This is a genomic window from Kocuria coralli (assembly GCF_008831305.1).
In the GTDB taxonomy this organism is placed as follows: domain Bacteria; phylum Actinomycetota; class Actinomycetes; order Actinomycetales; family Micrococcaceae; genus Kocuria; species Kocuria coralli.
This window is the reverse complement of sequence record NZ_ML708619.1, coordinates 73,657-94,622: the sequence shown is the minus strand read 5'-3', so window position 1 is coordinate 94,622 and position 20,966 is coordinate 73,657. Positions and strand designations below refer to the sequence as shown.

Below are 20,966 nucleotides of genomic sequence, written 5' to 3'. Positions count from 1 at the left end.
GGAACTCGGCGAGCACCGGGGCCGCCCGGGAGGCAGGGGGCGTCAGTACTTGCGGAGGTTCAGCCGGGGCTGACTCCCCCAGCGACTCCGCAGGACGGCGTGGACGTCCAGCAGGAGCTCGTGCACGGGTTCGGTGGCCGGGCCGAGCACCCGCACCGCCAGTCCGGGCGAAGAGAGGGGCGAGACCCCCGCCCGCAGCCCGTCGACGCGGGCCTCACGGTCGGCCAGGAGCCGGTGCACCTCCTCCACGGCGTCCCGGTCCAGCTCGGGGGCCACCGCGAGAAGGGTGCCCAGGTGGGTCCGGCGCCCCAGGAAGCCGTGCTCGGCCACGCCGTCCTCGTCGGGGACCAGTCGCAGCGTGTCCGTGGCGATCGGCTCACCCGCCGGGCGGGTCAACGACGTGCGCAGCAGCACCGATCGCCACCGGTACGGCGAGCCGTCCGGGGCCCACCCCGGCGTCACGATATCCGTGAGCACCAGTCGTCCTGTGGGGGCGACGACGGCGGAGGTGCGCTGCAGGTAGTCGGCGTCCTGATAGGCGATCAGGGGATCCAGGACGACCTCGAGCACCGCTCCGTCGGCCACGATGAAACGCTGCTCCTGGAGCACGCCCCGGCCGGCGGTGCGGTAGACCTTGGTGGCCGACTGCGTGGTGACCAGGGCAGAGGCGTCCTCGCCGACCTCGGCCGTCAGCCGGTACCGGTCCCCTCCCACGTAACCCCCGCCGGGATTGACCACGATCACGCACTGCTGCCCCGAGGAGTCGAGGTACACGGGTCGCAGCAGGCGCAGGGCGCCCTGATGCCGCTGGGCCGCGATCACGTGCCGCCCGCCCTGGCGGGCGACACGCAGCTCGAGGCTGCCGGTCGGCTCCGGCTCCGGCACAGGGCTCATCCCCTCAGCCCGCCAGGTCGAGCATCAGGACGTCCCTGCGGATCCAGTCGAGCACGGTCTCCAGGCCCTCGTCCGTCTTGAGGTTGGTGAAGGCGAACGGCTTGTCCTTGCGGAACACCCGCGAGTCGGCCTCCATGACCGTCAGGTCCGCGCCCACGTACGGTGCCAGGTCGGTCTTGTTGATCACGAACAGGTCGGACTTGATCATCCCCTGCCCCGCCTTGCGAGGGATCTTCTCGCCCTGGGCCACGTCGATGATGTAGATCGAGAAGTCCACCAGCTCCGGGGAGAAGGTGGCCGAGAGGTTGTCACCGCCGGACTCCACGAAGATCACCTGCAGATCGAGGTGCCGCTTGACGAGGTCCTGGATCGCGGCCTCGTTCATCGAGGTGTCCTCCCGGATCGCGGTGTGCGGGCAGCCACCGGTCTCCAGCCCCACGATCCGGTCCTCGGGCAGCACCGAGGTCCGGGACAGGATCTTGGCGTCCTCGATCGTATAGATGTCGTTGGTAATCGCCGCCGTGGACACCTCCCCGTCCAGGGCTCGCGTGATCCTCTCCACGAGCTGGGTCTTGCCCGCGCCCACGGGTCCGCCGACCCCGATCCGCACCGGTTCCGTTGTCATCCGTGCCTCCTAGATTGACTGGGTTGAGATTCGTGTGTTGGGAAAAGAGCCTCAGGACATGAACATCCGGGCCCTCTGCCAGGAATGCCGCATCTGGTCGATCTCCAGGGCCGGGCTGACCGCCCCGACCTCATCGTCGGTCATGGCCGCGATCCGCTCCAGCGCCGCCTCGACCTCGGGATGCATGGCGCGCAGCACCCGCTGCCCGGCGTTCTGGCCGATCGGGATGCCGCGCACGGCGTTCTGGGTCAGGGAGGTGAGGGAGGTGAACAGGTGCGCCGCGCACGCGTCCTCCCATCCGGTGCCGTGGTCCCTTGCCAGCAGCGCCAGGACCACCGGCACGCTACCGATGACCTCCCCGCGCCCCAGCGCCGTCGTGTAGGCCTGCGCCGCCGGGCCGCTGAAGTTCTGCTCCGCGATCTGGGCGGCTCTGCGGCCCATCGCCGCGTTGCCGTCCCGGACCTGCACGGGCAGGGTCATCGCGTGCAGCGCGGCGTCCACCTCGAGAGGGTCGGCGCCGTCCCTCACGATGGCCCGGATCGCCCATCCGTCGGCGGGAGCCAGCTGATGGTGCAGGAACCGCCGGAGCCAGGCCCGGAAGGTGGTCTCGTCGTGCACCGCCTCGTCGTCGATGGCCGTCTCCAGGCCCAGCGACTGGCTGAAGGCGCCCGTCGGCAATGCCGAGTCGGCGAACTGCAGGACCGCGAGCAGCCCGGAACCCAAGGAGACCACGGTCAGTGCGTGTGCTCGGCGTGCCTGAAGGGCAGCTCCATCACACGGTCCAGACGGGCGAATCGCACCCCGTGGTCGGTCAGGAAGTGCTCGGCCGTGTGGTCGTACTGGACCACCATGACGCCCGTGTGACCTTCCAGTCCCGCGAACGCGACCTCCGGCCCGAAGAACTGGGCGGGCAGGTGCCGGTTGCCCAGCGAGTGCGCCACGAACGCGGCCTGCTCCACGCTGACGGGTGCGATCGCGAGCACCTCGGTGGGAAGGGTCGAGACGACGACGACGTTGCGGCCGTCCCGGTGCAGGATGTCCCCGTCGCGCAGCTCCCTGCGCTCCGCCAGACGCAGCCCGAACTCCGTCCCGTGATCGGTGGTCACCCTCTGAACGCGCTGACGCAACGCAGGACCTTCCAGCGGAACGCGCTCCAGGTGCAGGCCGGCGCGTTCGTCTTCGGTGAGCTCGTCCAGATTTCCCAGGACGGATTCGACGATCAATGGGGTGCTCCTGTCTGACGGCGTGGGGATCGAATGGCGTCCCGTTCGTCAGAACAGGAGGTAGCGCTGCGCCATGGCCAGCTCCTGCGCGGGTTCGGCGGTGATCAGCTCACCCTCGACCCGCACCTGGTAGGTCTGGGGATCCACCTCGATCCGCGGCGTCTCCCCATTGTGCTTGAGGTCCGCCTTGGTCAGGTCCCTGATCCCGCCGACCGGCAGGATCTGCCGGGCCAGGCCGTAGCGCGTGCGGACGTCGTCGTCGTAGGCCGCCCGGGAGACGAAGTGCACGGAATTGCGTGCCGGGGCCTGGCCCTGCGCGCCGAAGGCGTCGCGCATGAGCTGCGGCTGCGGGGTGGGGATCGACGCGTTGGGGTCGCCCATCACGGAGTGCACGATCTGCCCGCTCTTGAGCACGGCGTGCGGCTTGACGCCGAAGAAGACGGGCTCCCACAGCACCAGGTCGGCCAGCTTGCCGGCTTCGACCGAGCCGACGTGCTGGGCGATGCCGTGGCTGATGGCGGGGTTGATCGTGTACTTGGAGACGTACCGGCGGATCCGGAAGTTGTCCCCTCGTCCGTCCCCGCCCAGCGGGCCCGTGCGTTTCTTCATCTGGTCGGCCAGCTGCCAGGTGCGCAGGACCACCTCGCCCACCCGGCCCATGGCCTGGGAGTCCGAGGAGGTCATGGAGAACACGCCCAGGTCGTGCAGGACGTCCTCGGCGGCGATCGTCTCCGGGCGGATCCGGGAGTCCGCGAAGGCCACGTCCTCCGGGATGGCGGGATTGAGGTGATGGCAGACCATGAGCATGTCGAGATGCTCTTCGGCGGTGTTCCGGGTGAACGGCAGCGTGGGGTTGGTCGAGGACGGCAGGACGTTGGGCATGCCCGCCATGGAGATGATGTCCGGGGCATGGCCGCCGCCGGCGCCTTCGGTGTGGAAGGTGTGGATCACCCGCCCGGCGATCGCCCGCACGGTGTCCTCCACGAACCCGCACTCGTTGAGCGTGTCCGTGTGGATGGCCACCTGGAGGTCGAAGCGGTCGGCGGCGGTCAGGGCGGCGTCGATGGAGCCGTGCGTGGCGCCCCAGTCCTCGTGGATCTTGAACCCCGCCACCCCGGCACGGGCCTGCTCCTCCAGGGGCGCCTGGGCGGCGGCATGCCCCTTGCCCAGCAGCCCGAAGTTCATGGGGTAGCCGTCCAGGGCCTGCAGCATCCTCTCGATGTGCCACGGCCCCGGGGTGACGGTGGTGGCCTTGGAGCCCTCCGCCGGGCCCGTGCCGCCGCCGATCATGGTGGTCACTCCGGAGGCCAGCGCCGTGCCGACCTGATCCGAGCCGATGAAGTGGATGTGGGTATCCACCCCGCCCGCCGTCAGGATCTTGTGCTCCCCGGCGATCACCTCGGTCGCGGCGCCGATCAGGATGTCCACGCCGTCCATCACGTCGGGGTTCCCGGCCTTGCCGAGCGCGCTGATCCGGCCGTCCACGATGCCGACATCGGCTTTGAAGACACCGGTGTGGTCGATGATCAGGGCATTGGTGATCACGGTGTCCACGACGCCGTCGCCGCGAGTCAGCCGGCCGTTGTGGCCCATCCCGTCGCGGATCACCTTGCCGCCACCGAAGACCACCTCGTCCCCGGCCGCCGACAGGTCCCGGTTGGTCAGGTCGCGCTCGACCTCGGCGAAGAGCTCGGTGTCGGCCAGCCGGACCCGGTCACCGACGGTGGGTCCGTAGAGGGAGGTGTACTCCGTGCGGGAGAGTTCACGAGCCACGGGCGTCTCCTATCTCGGCGATCTCGCCCGTCCCGGCGAAGGACACCAGGCGGACGGTCTTGCGGTCTCCGGGCTCGAACCGGACGGCGGTGCCGGCGGGCACGTCCAGCCGGTAGCCGGCTGTCGCGGTTCGGTCGAACTCCAGGCCGGGATTGGCCTGGGCGAAAGGGAAGTGCGAGCCGACCTGAACGGGCCGGTCACCGCGGTTGACCACCTCGACCTCGGCCGTCGGCCGCTGGGAGTTGATCTCCACGGGGCCGGGGCTCAGGACGTACTCTCCGGGGATCACGGTGCCTCCTGGGCGATCCCGGCATGGGCTGCCGGGATCGCGGTATTCGTCGGGGTAGTCATCACAATGCTCAGCGGATGGGGTCGTGCACGGTCACCAGCTTGGTGCCGTCCGGGAAGGTGGCCTCGACCTGAACCGAATGGATCATCTCCGGCACGCCCTCCATGACCTGGTCGCGGGACAGGATCGTAGCCCCCCAGGACATCAGGTCGGCCACGGTCCTTCCATCGCGGGCCGCTTCCAGCAGCTCGGAGGTGATCAGGGCGACCGCTTCCGGGTGGTTGAGCCTCAGGCCCCGGTCCAGGCGGCGCCGGGCGAGATCCCCGGCGACCACGACCAGCAGTTTCTCCTGCTCTCTGGGTGTCAGATACATGGCCGCCCCTAGACCGCCAGGGCTTCCCGGGCGGCGTCCACGGCGGCCTCGTCGGCCAGCCCGGAGCGCACGATCCGCCCGGTGGCCAGCACGGCGTACCGGTCCGCGGCCTCCAGGGCGAAGCCCACCTTCTGCTCGGCCAGCAGGACCTGCGTCCCGGAGCGGGAGGCCAGGCCCACGATCTTCTCCTCGATCTCCTGCACGACCGACGGCTGGATGCCTTCCGAGGGCTCGTCCAGCACCAGCAGGCGGGGGCCGGTGAGCAGGGCCCGGGCGATGGACAACTGCTGCCGCTGCCCTCCGGAGAGCAGCCCGGCGCGGCGGTCCATGAGCTCCCCGAGCGCCGGGAAAAGGTCCAGAACCCCGTCCAGCCGCTCCTTGCCGCCGGGATGGGCCTCGGCCACCACCAGCAGGTTCTCCCGGGTGGTGAGGCTGCCGAAGGACTTCTGCCCCTGCGGCACCCAGGCCAGGCCCATCCGCACCCGCTGGTGGGCCGAGAGCCTCGTGATGTCCTCGCCGTCCCAGGTGATCCGGCCGGAGCGGACGGGCAGCAGGCCCATCACCGTCTTGAGCAACGTGGTCTTGCCAGCCCCGTTGTGTCCCAGGACGGTCGTGACGCCGTCGTCGGGAACCTCGAGATCGATGCCGTGCAGGACCTCCGTACGGCCGTAGCCGGAGCGCACCCCTTCGAAACTGAACATCAGTGCTCCTCGCGTTCTGTCGCGGACGGGACGCCGACGGTGACCGCCTCCGGGTCCAGTCCCAGCATCTCGGCCTCGGCCTTGGCTTCTTCCAGGCTCTTGGTTCCGGCGGTGCCCAGGTAGATCTCCTGCACCGTGGGGTTGGCCTGGACCTCGGCCACGGTCCCCTCGGCGATGATCTTGCCCGCCGCCATGACCGTGACGGACTGGGCGTACTTGCGCAGGAACTCCATGTCGTGCTCGACCACGACCACCACGTGGTCGGCCGCCAGCTTCCTGAGCAGCTCGCCGGTGGCATCGCGTTCGTCCTGGCTCATCCCCGCCACGGGCTCGTCGAGCAGGAGCACGTTGGCGTCCTGGACCATGAGCATCCCGATCTCCAGCCACTGCTTCTGCCCGTGGGAGAGCACGCCGGCCTTCGTCTCCTGGAAGTCGCTGAGCCCGGTGGTCTTCATCACCTCGGTGATGCGCGCGGAGACCCCCGTGCGGTGGCGCAGCATCTCCCGGGGGCGCCGCCGCAAGCCCGCGGCGATGTCCAGGTTCTGCAGCACGGTGAGATCCTCGAAGACACTGGCCGTCTGGAACGTGCGGCCCACTCCGTAGCGCACGATCTTGTGCGTCTTGCGGCCCACGAGCTCGTGCCCGTTGTGGTTGATGGAGCCCTGCGCGGGAGCCAGGGCAGTCACGGCGTCGATCGTGGTGGTCTTCCCCGCGCCGTTCGGGCCGATCAGGAACCGCAGGTCCCCCTGCTCGACGCGCAGGTCCACGCCGTCCACGGCCACGAACTTGTCGAAGACCACGCGCAGATCGCGGATCTCCAGGTAGCTGGGGCGGTGATCGCGGGTCATCGTGCTGCCTCCGGTTCGGTCGCCTCGCGGGTGGTGTCCTGGGGGTCGTCGCCGGGCTCGTCCGGGGCTCCTGCGGAGCCGTCGCCGCGCCCACCGCCGCGACCTTCAGGACGGCGACGGCGCAGCAGCCCGATCACGGAGGCCAGCCCGCCGGGCAGGAAGCCGATGACCAGGACGAACAGCAGACCCTGCAGGTAGACCCAGGCCGAGGGGAAGGCCGAGGCGAGCTGGGTGCCCGCGAAGGACACGGCGATCGACCCCAGGACCGGGCCGAGCCAGGTGGCCCGCCCGCCGATGGCCACGCCGATCAGGAAGGCGATGGACGGGACCACGCCGATGTCCGCCGGGGAGATGATGCCGACCACCGGGACGAACAGCGCCCCGCCGATGGCCGCGAAGAGCGCGGCGATCATGTAGGCGACGGTCTTGATCAGGGCCGGGTCGTAGCCGAGGAACCGGACCCGCTCCTCCTGGTCGCGCACCGCCACCAGGAGCTCGCCGAACCGGGAGCGGTAGAGCTGCCAGGTCACGGCCAGCATGGCGAGCAGGATCACGGCGACCACCAGGAAGAGCACGAGCCGGTTCCCGGAGTCGTCCAGATCCCAGCCGAACAGGGACTGGAAGTTGGACAGGCCGTTGGAGCCGTTGGTCAGCACGGGCTGGCCGATGATCAGCACCGCGAAGGCCGCGGCCAGCGCCTGGGAGAGGATCGCGAAGTAGGCGCCCTTGACCCGGCGGGAGAAGATCGCCCAGCCCAGCAGGCCCGCCACGGCGGTGGGGACCAGGATGATGGCGGCCACGGCGATCACCGGGTGCTGCACGATCCCCCACAGCTCGGGGAGCCGTTCCACGCCGTTCTGGCGCATGAAGGTCGGGATGCTCTCCCCTTCGAGGGTGGTGTCCGCCAGGGTCATGTGCATCGCCATGATGTAGGCGCCCAGGCCGAAGTACACGCCCTGGCCCATGGCCAGCATGCCGCCACGGCCCCAGACCAGGCCGATTCCCACCGCGACCATGGCCATGCACAGGTAGCGGCCCAGCAGGTCAAGACCGAATCCGCCGAGCGTCAACGGCGCGACTACCAGGAGCAGCACGGCTCCGATGCCCAGGCCGATCAGTGCCCCGCGCGGGCCGGTGGTCCATACGCCGGGCCCTTCGGCCACGGAGGGCAGTTTCCTGGCGCCGGTGGTGCTCGGCGTCGTGGTTGCCGGTGGTGTTGCTGTGGTTGTCATGCCAGCCCCCGAGTGCGAGTAGCGACGATGCCCTGCGGGCGGATCTGGAGGAATGCGACCACGATGACCAGCACGATCACCTTGGCGATCGACGCCGTGGTACCGAATTCGAAGAAGACCTGCAGCAGGCCCAGGCCCGCTGCCGCGATCACCGCGCCGCGGATCTGTCCGATGCCGCCGGCGACGACCACCAGGAACGCGTCCACGATGTAGGTGGTGCCCAGCGTGGGGCTGGTGGAGCCGATCAGGGTGATCGCCACGCCTGCCACCCCGGCCAGGCCGGAGCCGACGAAGAACGTCAGGGCGTCGGTGCGGCGCGAGGAGATCCCGGAGGCCTCGGCCAGTTCGCGGGACTGGACCACCGCGCGGATGCGGCGCCCCAGAGAGGTCCTGGACATCAGCAGGGACAGCCCGGCCACCACGACGACCGTGAGCGCCAGGATGAACACCCGCGAGGCGGGGACCGGGGTCCCGAAGATCATGACCGGCCCGGACAGCAGCTCCGGCAACCGGACGTCCACCGAGGGGGCGCCGAAGATGTCCCGGGCCAGCTGCTGGAGGATCAGGGAGACGCCGAAGGTCACCAGCAGGGTGTCCAGGGGCCGGTGGTACATGCGCCGGAGCAGGGTCGCCTCCAGGATCAGCCCCAGGAGGCCGCCGACCAGGAAGGCCAGGGGCAGGCTGACCAGGAGGGAGACCCCCGCGCTGCCCAGGATCTGCTGGACCGTGAACGCCGTGTAGGCGCCGGCCATGATGAATTCGCCGTGGGCCATGTTGATCACGCCCATCTGACCGAAGGTCAGGGACAGGCCGACCGCTGCGAGCAGCAGCACCGAGCCCAGGCTCAGGCCGGCGAAAAGCTGGCTGATGAGAATCTCCACGTGCGCCCCCTTTCTGAAAGATGCCTCTGAGGAATGGATCCGGAGAATGACTCTGAAGAGAGTCGTGAGAATGTCGTGGTGCAGGCGGTGGTCAGGAATCAGGCGCCGTTGATACTGGCGGCCCAGGAGTAGCCGTCCAGGAACGGATCGGGGGCAACCGGCTCGGGAGCCTCCCAGATGGTGTCGATCAGCCCGTCCTCGCGGATCTGGCCGATGCGCGGGGTCTTGGAGATGTGCTGGTTCTCGCCGTCGACCGTCACCGTCCCCTCGGGTGCGTCGAAGGCGATCTCCCCGCTGTCGGCTGCCTCCTGGACGGCGGCGACGTCGAAGGAGCCCGCCTCCTCGACCATCTCCTTCCACAGGTAGACCGATGTGTAGGCGGCCTCCATGGGGTCCGAGGTCACCTGGTTCTCGCCGTAGCTCCGCTTGAAGTCGGCCACGAACGCGTCGTTCTCGGGGGTCTCGACGGTCTGGTAGTAGTCCCAGGCCACGTACTGGCCCCTCAGGTTGTCCACGCCGATCCCGGGGACCTCCTCCTCCGCGATGGACACGGACATCACCGGCAGGGACTGCGCGTCCATCCCCACCGCGTTGTACTGGCGGAAGAACGCCACGTTGGAGTCGCCGTTCAGGGTGTTGAACACGGCGTCCGCCTCGGAGGCCATGGCCTTGTTGACGATGGTGGAGAACTCCGTGGAGCCCATCGGGACGTATTCCTCGCCCACGATCTCCATGTCGTGCGCCTCGGCGTAGGCGTTGATGATGCGATTGGCCGTGCGGGGGAAGACGTAGTCGGAGCCGACCAGGAAGATCTTGCGGTGGCCCTGCTCGCGCATCCAGTCCAGCGCGGGGATGATCTGCTGGTTGGTGGTCGCACCCGAGTAGAAGATGTTCGGGGAGGCCTCCAGACCCTCGTACTGGACGGGGTAGAACAGCAGGGAGTCCTGCGATTCGAAGACCGGCAGCATGGCCTTGCGCGATGCCGAGGTCCAGCCGCCGAACACGGCCGCCACGCAGTCCTGGCGGATCAGCTTGCCCGCCCGCTCGGCGAAGATCGTGGGCTCGCTGGCACCGTCTTCGGTCACCGGCTCGATCTGCTTGCCCAGCACCCCGCCGTCGGCGTTGATCTCGTCGATCGCCATGTTCAGGGAGCGGTTCACGGTGGTCTCGCTGACCGCCATGGTGCCCGACAGGGAGTTGAGCAGGCCGACCTTGATGGTGTCGCCGTCGGTGTCCACGCAGGACTGCCGCGGTGCCTGCTCGGCGGCGGCCTGGGCCTGCGGGTCGTAGCGCTGGCCGCAACCCGTGAGGACGAGCGCGCCCACCAGGGGAAGGACGGCGGTAAGTAGGGCGCGTGAGGACACTGCGGCTCCCTCGGGACTGGCGGGAGGACCCGCTACGTTCAAGGCAGCTACGACGCTAGAGAGGCCATGTTTCCGGCGTTTTGCTCAGCGTTTCTTCAGCGTGTACTCAATGTTGCCGTTGTGTGTCCCCGGTTGCCGGGGGATTGCTCAGGCCGTGGGGACCTCCGCGCGCTTGGAGAGCGGCAGGTGGATCAGCGTGGGTCCGGGGGCGTCCAAGGCTTCGAGGACGCGGTCGGCGACGTCGTCGGCCGTCGCCGCGACGCCCCTGGCGCCGAAGGCCTCGCCGAGCGCCACCCAGTCGGGTTGCCGCAGATCGACCGCCAGAGGATCAATCTGGCGGTCTTCCATATTGGCCCTAATCTCTCCATAGCCGCCGTTGTCCACGCACACGATGGGCAGGGTGATACCGAGTTCCACCGCGGTCATGAGCTCCTGAATGGAGAACATCAACGCCCCGTCGCCAACCAGAGATACGACGGGACGTTCCGGCGCTGCGAGCTTTGCCCCGATCGAGGCGGGCAGTCCGTAGCCCAGTGTGGCGTATGTACCCATGTAAAGCAGTGAATTGGGTGACTGAGCGCGGAAAAAAGTCGTTGATCCCATGTATGTGACTTGAGATGAGTCCCCGCCGATGATGGTTTCGGGCGGCACCGCGTTCATGATCGCCTCGTTGAGCTCGGCCAGCTCCGGCGCCAGGCGCCGTGCCTCCTCGTCCATCCTGGCGAAGACGTCGGTCAGGTCCTGCGGCGCGCGATCGCCCGGGTCCCCCAGGGCCTCGATGAGCTGGCCGACGACGGCGGCGGAGTTGCCCGGCAGCTCGATGTCCGGGTCCAGGTTGCACAGCATCTGGTCCCGCATGATGTCCACGCGGATGATCGGGCCCTCGGGCGTGATCTCACCGCCCCACATCTCCGCGGCCCCCACTTTGGAACCGATCACCAGCAGCGCGTCGGCCGACCTCAGGAACTCCTGCGCGGTCTCCAGGCGCAGGTCGGCGCCGAGGGAGAGCCTGTGCCGCTCGGGAATCGCCCCCTTGCCGTTCGTGGTCGTGATGACCGGCGCCTCCAGCAGCTCGGCCAGCTCGAGCAGCCGCGCACCGGCTGCCAGGGACCCGCCTCCGGCCAGGATCACCGGGCGCTTCGCCGTCCCGAGGGCCTCGGCCGCACGCCGCACGTCCTCGACGGGGGCCGGCTGCGGGGCGCCGAGGGGACGCGGCGCCACCTGGCGGTCCGTGTAGTCCAGCTCCGCCTCCAGGATGTCCAGCGGGATCTCGATGTGGACGGGACGGGGGCGGGAATGGGTGAAGTCGCGCATGGCGTCATGGATCATCGTGACCGCTTCCGCCCCGTTGGTGACCCGCCGTGAGTGCCCGACGATCGAGTCCACCGCCCCGGAGGGGTTCTTGGTCTCGTGCAGATCGCCGATGTCGCGGAAGTCCTGCCCCAGCGGCCGCCCGGGGGACAGGAGGATCATGGGCCGTGACTCCGCGTAGGCCGTGGCCGCCCCGGACAGCGAGTTCAGCAGGCCCGGCCCCGACGTCGTGATCACGACGCCCGGGAGCCCCGAGACCAGGGACCATCCATCGGCCCCGTAGGCCGCTCCCTGCTCGTGCCGCGGCGTGACCGCCCGGATGCCCAGTTCGCGCAGGGGGCGGTAGAACTCCAGCGAATGGGTTCCCGGGATGCCGAAGACGGTGTCGATCCCGTATCCCTTGAGGGTCTCGAGCACGGCGCGGGCGGTGGTACGGCTTTCGGCCACGGTTGGTCCTTTCGGTGGGGCAGTGCTGAAGAGGCTGGGCCCTCGGCCATGAGGGCCCAGCCTCGGAGGGTTACCGCTGGGAGGTCACTGCGCGGCGGTGGCGGGATGCTCGGCGTCGTCCTCGGCATCCGCCTCCGGGCCCGCGATGAACAGCAGGCGCTTGTTGACGAACTCGTCCATTCCCAGCGGCCCGAGCTCGCGGCCGTAGCCGGACCGCTTGACGCCGCCGAAGGGCATCTCGGCGGTCTCGGCCGACGGCGCGTTGACCGCGCTCATCCCGACATCGAGCAGCTGGGCGATCGACTCGGCCCGCTTGACGTCGGTGCTGTGCACGGAGCCGCCCAGGCCGAACGGGGTGTCGTTGGCCAGGGCGAGCGCCTCTTCGTCGGACTCGACCTCGTAGACCACGATGACCGGGCCGAACAGCTCGTCCTCGTAGGCCTGGGTGCCCGGGGCGACGTCGGTCAGCACGGCGGGGCTGAAGAAGGCCTCCGGCCCGTCGGACAGCTCACCGCCCACGTGCAGCGTCGCGCCCTCCGAGACAGCGGTCTGCACCTGCTCGTTCAGCTTCTCCGCTGCGGCGCGCGAGGACAGCGGTCCGTAGGTGTTGGGCTTCTCCGCCGCGGGATCGGCGGGCTCCAGCTGCTCGGTCAGGCGCACCACCTCGGCCACGAAGTCGTCGTAGATCTCGCTGGAGACGATGATCCGCTTGTTGGAGTTGCAGGCCTGGCCCGTGTTCTCGATCCGGGTGTCGAAGGCCAGCTTGGCGGTCTCGGCGACGTCCTTCGTGTCCAGCACGATGAACGGGTCCGAGCCGCCCAGCTCCAGGACCACCTTCTTGAGATTGCGCCCGGCGATCTCCGCCACCTTGGCCCCTGCCCGCTCCGAGCCCGTCAGGGAGACGCCCTGCACCCGGGTATCCCCGATGACCCGCTCGATCTGGTCATGGCTGACGAAGATGTTCTGGTATACGCCCTCGGGCAGGCCGGCCTCCCGCATGATCTCCTCGATGGCCAGGGCGGCCTGAGGGCAGGACTCGGCGTGCTTGAGCAGGATGACGTTGCCCAGCATCAGGTTCGGGGCGGCGAAACGCGCCACCTGGTAGAAGGGGTAGTTCCACGGCATGATCCCCAGCAGGGCGCCGATCGGCCGCGACTGGATCACGGCCCTGCCCTCGACGGTCGACTTGATGGGCTGGTCGGCGGCCAGGGCCGGGCCCTGCTTGGCGTAGTAGTCGAAGATCTCCGCGCAGAACTCGGCCTCCCCCCGCGATTCGCCCAGCGGCTTGCCCATCTCCCGGGTGGCGATCGCGCCCAGCTCGTCCGCGCGGTTCTTGAAGAGCTCGGCGATGTGGGTCACCACCTCGGCTCGGTCCTCGATCGGCATGGCCTGCCATGCGGCGAAGCCGGCCTGGGACTTGACCAGGACCTCTTCGAGCTGGTCGTCGGTGAGGTTGTCGTACTCCGCCACCGTCTGGCCCGATGCCGGGTTCACGGTCTTGAAGGTCAGTGCATCGCTCATCTGTCTCTCCTCGTCGTCGTCGGAGTGCTCAGGGCAGCGGCGTCGCGCTCTGCGCGTACGGCACGCCTCGCCTTTGAATGCCATGGTTCTATACGACGGGCCGTTCCCGCCAGGGGCGTTCGCTGCGAGGAAGAGTGCCGAGGGGTCGCCCGCGCCGCCTCCCCCGGGCCGGATCGGTCCGATCCGGCCCGGATCACAGGGTCGGGCCCGCCGTCGGATTCTGCGCTGCCTCCCGCTCCGCCGGGTCCGGCTCGCCCGCACCCGCCCCGGCGGTGCCACGTCCCGCCAGCCGCGTGTCCCAGGCATGCAGGACCGCGCCCTGCGTGGGACGAGTGGCCAGGGAGACCACCACGTACACCACCGCGGATACGCCCAGACCGATGTAGATCGGCGCATTGGCCATGACCCCGAACACCGCCATGCCGGTCACCACGCCCACGGAGCCGGACACGATGGACCACGCAGCGCCGTAGGAGTTGCCCCGGCGCCAGATCAGGCCGCCCAGGATCGCGACGAGCAGCCCGCCCACGAGCAGGTCGTAGGCGATGGTCAGCGCGGTCACCACGTCCGGCACCAGGACCGAGAAGATGGTGACCACCACACCGAAGGTCAGGAGGTAGACCCGGTCACCCGTCAAGGACGGGCGCGAGTCGTCCTGCTTGGTGACCAGGCTCTTGAACAGCGGCACCACGTCCACGCGGGCCACGGTGGCGGAGGCGATCAGGGCACCCGAGGCGGTGGACATCATCGCGGCCACTCCCGCAGCCAGCACCACGCCGCCCAGGCCGGCGGGGACATGGTCCTGCGCCATCAGGGCGAAAGCGTCGTCGGAGTTCTCCAGGACGGGCAGGACCGCCGCCGCGGCGGTGCCGATGATCGCCCCGGCGAGGCCGAACAGGCCCACGTAGACAGCGGAAACCGTGCCGCCCCACCGCGAGACCTCCGGAGAGCGCGCCGTGAAGACGCGCTGCCAGATGTCCTGGCCGATCAGCATGCCGAAGCCGTAGACCACGAACATGGTGATGATCGACTGGAAGCCCATGGATCCGGCGGAGAAGAACGTCGCGTCCAGGCGCTCGTTCATTCCAGCCCAGCCCCCTGCCGCGTAGAGCGAGAACGGGAGCAGGATCAGGAAGATCCCCACGGTCATGAAGATGAACTGCATCATGTCCGTCAGCGTGATCGACCACATGCCGCCCAGGGCGGAGTAGGCCACGACCACCGCTCCCCCGAGCAGGATCGCCCCGGTGCGGTCGATGGGCAGCAGCACGGAGAAGATCGAGGCGTAGGCCGAGGTGGAGGTGACCGCCAGCATCAGGGTGTAGGCGAGCATGACCACGGAGGACACCCGTGATGCGATGCCCTCCCCGTAGCGCAGGCCGAGCATCTGGGAGACCGTGTAGATCTTGAGCCTGGTGATCCGGCCCGCGAACACCAGGCTCAGCACCAGCAGCCCCGAGGCGATCGCCATGACCAGCCACATGCCGGAGATGCCGTAGGTGTAGCCCAGGCCGATCCCGCCCACGGTGGAGGCACCGCCCAGGACGACGGCGGCCATGGTGCCCGTGTAGAAGAACGGGCCGAGCCTTCGTCCGGCCACGCGGAAATCCTCGGTACTGGCCGCGCGGCGGGCGGCCCAGAGTCCCACCGCCACCATGGCGATGAGGTACAGGACGATGATCGCGACGTTCATGGTGACGTCTCCTCCGAATCGGGTGAGGACCTGGATCCCCGGACGCTGTCCGCTGCAACCCGTCCATGGACGAAAAGTTGATCAAAGCGAAACAAAAGTTGTCTCTGAGTTTAGGTACAGTGTGAGCGATAGAACAGGGGCGGCCGATGTCGAACGTGTAAAACCTTCGGCGAAGCCGCCCCTGACCGCTCCCGCATGGGCCTACGGCTGAACCCGTGCCCCGAGTCCCGCCGGAGGTAGTCCATGAAGGCCTTACCGGTGCACAGCGGCACCGGAGACCCGCATATCGGGCCACGGCTGCGCAACCTCCGCCGTCGCAATCACATGACGATCGACCAGCTCGGGGCTGCCGCGGGACTCTCCAAGGGGTTCGTCTCCCGGGTAGAGAGGGATCTGACCTCGCCGTCCGTGGATGCCCTGGTCCGGCTGTGCCGGGTGCTGCGGGTCGAGGTCGGCGAGCTGTTCGCCCCCGAGTCCCCGATCGAGGTGGTGCGGCTGGCCCGGGCCCCCGAGGTGGACCTGGGCGGCCACGGGATCAGGGAGCACCTGGTCACCCCGGCCGGTCAGCGCGAACTGCAGATCCTGCGGGCCGTCGTAGAGCCCGGCGGGCACAGCGAGAACGAGCTGTACAGCATGGACTGCCGCCACGAGGCCCTGCACGTGATCTCCGGGCGGTTCGTGATCACCACCCCGGACCTGCGTCTCGAGCTGGAGCCGGGTGACACCGTGAGCTTTCCCGGCTCCGAGCCCCACGGCTGGGAGAATCCGGGCGACGATGAGGCCGTGGTGCTGTGGGTCATGACCACCTGAGTCAGGGCCGTATGAGCCATGACCGTACGAAGAGGACCCCGATCGCCGGCACAGACGCCGGCGATCACGAGTCAGGAAGTCAGAGGAAGAGAGCAATGGACCCTGAACGCGTCATCCGGACAGGCCCCGACGGGCGTCAGCTGATCGGCCCCGTCAACGCCGCCAAGACCCCTCGCTGGGCGGGAACGGGTACCTTCGCCCGCCTTCCGCGCACCGACCAGGTGGAGAAGACTGACATCGCCGTCCTGGGCGTGCCATTCGACGCCGGGGTCTCCTACCGCTCCGGGGCGCGGTTCGGCCCGAACCACGTGCGCGAGTCCTCGCGGCTGCTGCGGCCGTTCAACCCGGCCCAGTCGGCATCCCCCTTCGCCTTGTGCCAGGTGGCCGACGCCGGGGACCTGATCGGCAATCCGTTCGATATCGGGGAGGCCATCGAGTCCATCGCCGCCGGAGCCTCGGAACTGATGTCCGCCGGTTCCAGGCTGGTGACCATCGGCGGCGACCACACCATCGCCCTGCCGCTGCTGCGCGCCAACCACGCGGTCCACGGGCCCGTGGCGCTGCTGCACTTCGATGCCCACCTGGACACCTGGGACACCTACTTCGGCGCCGAGTACACCCACGGGACCCCTTTCCGCCGCGCCCACGAGGAAGGCCTGATCGATCCCGAGGCCGTGATGCACGTGGGCACCCGCGGGCCGCTGTACGGCCCGGAGGACCTGGAGGACGATGAGCGCTTCGGCTTCGGCATCGTCTCCTCGGCCGATGTGATGCGCCGCGGCGTGGACGCCGTGGTCGCCGTACTGCGCGAGAAGGTGGGCGACCGTCCGCTGTACGTCTCCCTGGACATCGACGTGATGGACCCGGCCCACGCCCCCGGAACGGGCACTCCCGAGGCGGGCGGCATGACCAGCCGCGAGGTGCTGGAGATCCTGCGCGGACTGCGCGGGCTGAACATCGTCGGCTGCGATGTCGTGGAGGTCTCCCCCGCGTACGACCACGCCGAGCTGACGGGGACCGCCGCGGCCCACGTGGTGTACGAGATGATCACCCTGGTGGCGCTCGGCCCCGGGGCGGCACCCGGCGGTCCGGCGTACGGGATCAGCGGGAACGCCTACGGAGAGGCTCGATGACGGGTTTCGCCGATCGGGCCTCCGAATTCCGCCCGTCACCGGTCCGGACCGTGTTCGAGACCGCCCTGGATCCCGCGGTGGTCTCGCTGGCGGGCGGCAACCCGGACCTGAGCCTGCTGCCCGGGGGCTCGATCGCGGATCTGGCGTCGTCACTGCTGGCCGACCGCGGCCCGGAGATCCTGCAGTACGGCTCCGGGGCGGGCACGGAATCGCTGCGGGCACTGGTGGTCGAGCTCATGGCCCGGCGCGGTTCGGCCATCACCCAGGCCGAGGTCCAGCCGCTGGCCGGGTCCCAGGCGGGGCTGGACCTGGTGACCAAGCTGTACTGCAACCCCCGGGACGTAGTGCTCGCCGAGGGGCCGACCTATGTGGGCGCCCTGGGCGTCTTCGGCAGCTATGAGGTCGAGGTCCGCCACGTCGATATCGACCGGGAGGGCCTGGACCCCGACGAGGTCGCGAGGGCCCTGGATCAGCTCGCCGCCGAGGGGCGGCGCGTGCCGTTCCTCTACACGGTTCCCACGCACCAGAACCCCACCGGGGTCACCCTGCCGGCCGAGCGGCGGCGGGCGCTGGTCGAGGTCTGCGCCTCCCGCGGAGTCCTGGTGGTCGAGGACGACCCGTACGGAATGCTGGGTTTCGACCGCTCGGCTGCCGCGGCCCCCACCCTGCACTCGCTGGATCCGGAGAACGTGATCCATCTGGGCAGCGCGTCCAAGATCTTCTCGCCCGGCCTGCGAGTGGGGTGGGCCGTCGCCCCCGCGCAGGTGAGGGCCCGGATGCAGATCGCCGCGGAGGCCGTGCTGATCCATCCCTCCGTCCTGTCGCAGGAGCTGACCGTGGCCTGGCTGGGCTCACCGCAGTGGCCCGTGGTCCTGGACGAGACGATCGCGCTCTACCGCGAGCGGGCGGAGGCCGCGACGGCGGCCCTGGCCGCCCACCTGGGCGACCGCGCCGAGTGGACCGAACCGAGCGGAGGGTTCTTCACCTGGGTCCGGTTCCCGGGAACGGAGCTGGGGGACATCCTCCGGCGCGGGATCGCGGAGGGCGTGGTGATCGTGCCCGGGGCCGCGTGTTATGCCGACGGACGATCGTCGGATGCCGTGCGGGTGGCCTACTCCGGCGTCTCCCCGGAACGGATCGACGAAGGGATCCGGCGACTGACCGCAGCCGTCCGGTGATGGCCTGACCGGCGTTCAGCGGCCCTGGACACCGTCCAGCTTCGCCGCCCTCACCCGCCGCAGGAACTCCCCGTGGAATGTGGTGTCCCCCGTCAGCTCGGGGTGGAAGGACAGCGCGATGGCCTGACCGGTTCCGACCGCCACGATCGGGCCGTCGCCGTCCACGCCCGTCCCGCGCCGGGCGAGGATCTCGACGCCTGCCCGCACGGAGACCACCTCGGGGGCGCGGATGAACGCCGCCTTCACGGGGCCGAGTGCCGAGTCCAGCGTCTCCGTGGCGGAGTCGACCTGCCGGCCGAACGCATTGCGCCGCACGGTCATGGGGATGAGGCCCAGTGATTGCTGCCCGGGGGCGGGGTCGCGGATCACCTCGGCCAGCGTGATCAGCCCAGCGCAGGTCCCGAGCACCGGTAATCCGCCGTCCAGCAGTTCGATGAGGGGCTCGCGCATGCCGAAGCGGCGCAGCAGCCGGTCCACGGTCGAGGACTCCCCTCCGGGCAGGACCAGCCCGTCGGCCGCCGCTGCGGCCAGGGATCGCGGCGAGCGGACCACCAGGGCTTCCGCGCCCAGGGACTCGAGCATGGCGACGTGCTCGGCCACCCCGCCCTGCAGCGCCAGGACGGCGATCCGAGGGGCGGGTGCCGTCGTGAGGATGGACATGCCGTTCAGGATATAGCCGTATCCAGCCGCCGGACGCGCAGCAACCGCGCCCTCAGGCGCGGAGGGGCTGAGCGACCTCGAGGCGGTCGTGGTCGATCAGCCAGCGGATGGATTCGAGGACGGCCTGCTCGGGCTCGTATGCCGGCGCGTAACCGAGCAGTCCCTTGGCCTTCTCGATCGAGAAGACCTGGCTGCGATGCAGATGGCCCCAGCTCGCGTCGGCGTACTCCGGGGTGGTGAGCTGCCGGTATTCGTCCCAGGTGATGCTCTCCAGCGTCGCGGACTGCCCGAACCAGCCCGAGGCGATCTCGATATAGCCGCGCACGCTCAGCGCGGTCGGCGCGACGGCGTTGAAGTCCTCTCCCGCGGCGGCCTCTCGGTGGCGGATCGCCAGCTCGAACATCTGGGCCACGTCGTCGGCGTGGACGTGGTGCATCATCTCGGCGCCGCTACCGGGGACGGGGACCGAGCCACCCGCGGACAGGACGGCCCACACGCCGGGGTCGAAGTTGCCGAGGGGGCCGATCGGCTGCCACCCGGGTCCGACGATGTGGCCGGGATGAACCGACGTCGTCACCAGCCCGCCCGACGCCGTCTCCTCCTGGAGCATCCGCGCGATCGCGGCCTTCTGGATCCCGTACTCGTCGAACGGCGCGCCGGCCGAGTCGGATCCTTCCACGATCGGGAGCTTGCGGCTGGGTCCGTAGCGCCAGATCGACCCGCAGTGCAGCAGGTGCGCGGTCTTGTCCCGCAGCGACTCGACGAGCGCGGTCGCGGAGTCCAGGGTGAAGCAGACGAGGTCGACGACGACGTCGGGCTCGAGCTCTGCGACGGACCGCCCGAAGGCGCCGTCGGCATCCTGGCGCTGCCGGTCGACGGCGACGTGCTGCACCCTCTCCCACTCGGGAGCATCGCTGTAGCCGGTGCCGCCGGAGCGGGTCATGCTGACCACCCGATGGCCTGCGCGCACGAGACGCGGGACGAGGAAGGAGCCGATGTGGCCGCTTCCGCCGATGACGACGATCTTCATGGGTTCTCCTTGCGTTGCTGCTCACGGGGGTGCGCCTGGGCCGCGGGTCCGACGTCGTCTGCGTCGGTCTCGGGGTGCGGGCCTGTGTCCGGGCGCGGTGCCGCCGAGAGGCTTCCGAGGATCGCGAGCTTCTCGGCTGTCTCCGAGCCGGGTTCGGCGCCGTAGGTGACGAGCCGGTGGCCGGGCTCGCCCGGGGTCTCCATGACCTCGAAGATCATCTCGAGGCGGCCGACCTGCGGGTGGACGAAGTGCTTGACGCCGGTGCGGTGCTCGTGGACGTCCCGGCGGGCCCAGTCCTCGCGGAAGTACGGGCTCAGGGTCGACAGCTCGCCGATCAGCGCCGTCAGCTCGTCGTCGAGGGGGTTGCGCCCCGCCTCCAGTCGCAGGATGGCCGCACCGGTGCGGCGCGCGAGGGGCCAGTCGGCGTAGAAGTCCCTGGCCCGCGGATCGAGGTAGTTGAAACGGGCGAAGTTCGCTCCGCGCGGGTCCTCGAAGACCGGGGCGAACAGCGCTCGGGCCAGGGCGTTGCCCGCCACGAGGTCCAGCCGCGGTGTCTGCACGATGGCGGGCACGCCGATGCTGTCCACCAGGCGGCGCAGCGAAGGGCGCACCGCAGGGCTCGCTTGCGCCGCGGTATCGGGGCCCGGGGAGCCGGCCCGCGCGAGACGGAGCAGGTACTCGCGCTCGACGTCCGTCAGCTGGAGGGCCCTGGCGACTGCGCTCAGCACGCTCTCCGACGCGCCCCGGATACCGCCGCGTTCCAGCCGCGTGTAGTAACCGGTGCTCACACCGGCCAGAGCGGCGACCTCCTCACGGCGCAGGCCGGGTACGCGTCTCTGCTCGCCCAGGTCGGGAAGGCCCGCCTGGGCGGGCGTCACCTGCGCCCGGCGGGAGATCAGGAACTCCCGCACCTCGTCCTTCTCGCTCATGCCCTCCACCGTAGAGGCGAAGGCTCCGCCCCTGGGAGTCCCTGTCCGGTA

At 69.7% G+C, this 20,966-nt stretch carries 21 protein-coding genes; 3 read left to right on the top strand and 18 right to left on the bottom strand.

Going from position 1 to position 20,966, the window contains the following annotated elements; all coding sequences use genetic code 11:
• Positions 1–42: 42 nt before the first annotated feature.
• From FCK90_RS09785 to FCK90_RS09715, 15 genes are all read right to left on the bottom strand, one after another.
• Positions 43–894 carry an urease accessory protein UreD gene (locus FCK90_RS09785; protein ID WP_158034122.1) on the bottom strand — a complete coding sequence of 284 codons (852 nt, stop codon included), beginning with the start codon at positions 892–894 and terminating at the stop codon, positions 43–45.
• A gap of 4 nt (positions 895–898) precedes the next feature.
• Positions 899–1,519, bottom strand: a complete 621-nt coding sequence (gene ureG / locus FCK90_RS09780) for an urease accessory protein UreG (protein ID WP_158034121.1) — start codon at positions 1,517–1,519, stop codon at positions 899–901.
• Between the two features lie 51 nt (positions 1,520–1,570).
• Positions 1,571–2,251 (bottom strand): urease accessory protein UreF, encoded by a 681-nt coding sequence (locus FCK90_RS09775; protein ID WP_246180123.1) that lies wholly within the window; start codon positions 2,249–2,251, stop codon positions 1,571–1,573.
• A gap of 2 nt (positions 2,252–2,253) precedes the next feature.
• Positions 2,254–2,742 carry an urease accessory protein UreE gene (locus FCK90_RS09770; RefSeq protein ID WP_158034120.1) on the bottom strand — a complete coding sequence of 163 codons (489 nt, stop codon included), beginning with the start codon at positions 2,740–2,742 and terminating at the stop codon, positions 2,254–2,256.
• Positions 2,743–2,790: 48 nt separating this feature from the next.
• Complete coding sequence (locus tag FCK90_RS09765; protein WP_158034119.1) at positions 2,791–4,515, bottom strand: urease subunit alpha; 1,725 nt, start codon at positions 4,513–4,515, stop codon at positions 2,791–2,793.
• Positions 4,505–4,804 carry an urease subunit beta gene (locus tag FCK90_RS09760; protein ID WP_158034118.1) on the bottom strand — a complete coding sequence of 100 codons (300 nt, stop codon included), beginning with the start codon at positions 4,802–4,804 and terminating at the stop codon, positions 4,505–4,507. Before FCK90_RS09760 ends, FCK90_RS09765 begins: the two co-directional genes overlap by 11 nt.
• 70 nt (positions 4,805–4,874) lie before the next feature.
• Entirely contained in the window at positions 4,875–5,177 is a 303-nt protein-coding gene (locus FCK90_RS09755) for an urease subunit gamma (protein ID WP_158034117.1), read from the bottom strand.
• Between the two features lie 8 nt (positions 5,178–5,185).
• Entirely contained in the window at positions 5,186–5,878 is a 693-nt protein-coding gene (gene urtE / locus FCK90_RS09750) for an urea ABC transporter ATP-binding subunit UrtE (protein ID WP_158034116.1), read from the bottom strand.
• On the bottom strand, positions 5,878–6,726 hold the full coding sequence (gene urtD / locus FCK90_RS09745; protein WP_158034115.1) for an urea ABC transporter ATP-binding protein UrtD: 849 nt from the start codon (positions 6,724–6,726) through the stop codon (positions 5,878–5,880). The genes urtE and urtD overlap by 1 nt, the downstream gene beginning before the upstream one ends.
• On the bottom strand, positions 6,723–7,958 hold the full coding sequence (gene urtC, locus FCK90_RS09740) for an urea ABC transporter permease subunit UrtC (protein ID WP_158034114.1): 1,236 nt from the start codon (positions 7,956–7,958) through the stop codon (positions 6,723–6,725). The genes urtD and urtC overlap by 4 nt, the downstream gene beginning before the upstream one ends.
• Positions 7,955–8,839, bottom strand: coding sequence for an urea ABC transporter permease subunit UrtB (gene urtB / locus FCK90_RS09735; protein ID WP_158034113.1), 885 nt, complete (start codon positions 8,837–8,839; stop codon positions 7,955–7,957). Before urtB ends, urtC begins: the two co-directional genes overlap by 4 nt.
• Before the next feature lie 98 nt (positions 8,840–8,937).
• The gene (urtA, locus tag FCK90_RS09730) at positions 8,938–10,203 is read right to left on the bottom strand and encodes an urea ABC transporter substrate-binding protein (RefSeq protein WP_158034112.1); all 1,266 of its coding nucleotides are present in this window, start codon (positions 10,201–10,203) and stop codon (positions 8,938–8,940) included.
• A 147-nt stretch (positions 10,204–10,350) separates the two neighbouring features.
• The gene (locus tag FCK90_RS09725; RefSeq protein WP_158034111.1) at positions 10,351–11,961 is read right to left on the bottom strand and encodes a thiamine pyrophosphate-binding protein; all 1,611 of its coding nucleotides are present in this window, start codon (positions 11,959–11,961) and stop codon (positions 10,351–10,353) included.
• Between the two features lie 84 nt (positions 11,962–12,045).
• A complete protein-coding gene (locus FCK90_RS09720; RefSeq protein WP_158034110.1) occupies positions 12,046–13,482 on the bottom strand; it encodes an NAD-dependent succinate-semialdehyde dehydrogenase in 1,437 nt (478 codons plus the stop codon).
• 193 nt (positions 13,483–13,675) lie between these two features.
• Positions 13,676–15,175: a sodium:solute symporter family protein gene (locus FCK90_RS09715; RefSeq protein ID WP_158034109.1), complete on the bottom strand. Its 1,500-nt coding sequence runs from the start codon at positions 15,173–15,175 to the stop codon at positions 13,676–13,678.
• Between the two features lie 243 nt (positions 15,176–15,418).
• Between FCK90_RS09715 and FCK90_RS09710 the strand changes: the two genes are divergently transcribed.
• The 3 genes from FCK90_RS09710 (at position 15,419) to FCK90_RS09700 (ending at position 18,296) form a co-directional block, all read left to right on the top strand.
• Positions 15,419–15,985, top strand: a complete 567-nt coding sequence (locus tag FCK90_RS09710; protein ID WP_158034108.1) for a helix-turn-helix domain-containing protein — start codon at positions 15,419–15,421, stop codon at positions 15,983–15,985.
• A gap of 95 nt (positions 15,986–16,080) precedes the next feature.
• Positions 16,081–17,118, top strand: a complete 1,038-nt coding sequence (gene speB / locus FCK90_RS09705) for an agmatinase (protein ID WP_158034107.1) — start codon at positions 16,081–16,083, stop codon at positions 17,116–17,118.
• Positions 17,115–18,296, top strand: a complete 1,182-nt coding sequence (locus tag FCK90_RS09700; protein WP_158034106.1) for an aminotransferase-like domain-containing protein — start codon at positions 17,115–17,117, stop codon at positions 18,294–18,296. The genes speB and FCK90_RS09700 overlap by 4 nt, the downstream gene beginning before the upstream one ends.
• A 15-nt stretch (positions 18,297–18,311) precedes the next feature.
• On the opposite strand, the gene pdxT is transcribed toward FCK90_RS09700, so the two are convergent.
• Genes pdxT through FCK90_RS09685 form a run of 3 tightly spaced genes read right to left on the bottom strand, consistent with a single transcriptional unit; the run spans position 18,312 to position 20,915 of the window.
• Entirely contained in the window at positions 18,312–18,956 is a 645-nt protein-coding gene (gene pdxT, locus FCK90_RS09695) for a pyridoxal 5'-phosphate synthase glutaminase subunit PdxT (RefSeq protein WP_158034105.1), read from the bottom strand.
• Between the two features lie 52 nt (positions 18,957–19,008).
• Complete coding sequence (locus FCK90_RS09690; RefSeq protein ID WP_158034104.1) at positions 19,009–19,986, bottom strand: NAD-dependent epimerase/dehydratase family protein; 978 nt, start codon at positions 19,984–19,986, stop codon at positions 19,009–19,011.
• Positions 19,983–20,915, bottom strand: coding sequence for a helix-turn-helix domain-containing protein (locus FCK90_RS09685; protein WP_158034103.1), 933 nt, complete (start codon positions 20,913–20,915; stop codon positions 19,983–19,985). Before FCK90_RS09685 ends, FCK90_RS09690 begins: the two co-directional genes overlap by 4 nt.
• Positions 20,916–20,966 lie beyond the last annotated feature (51 nt).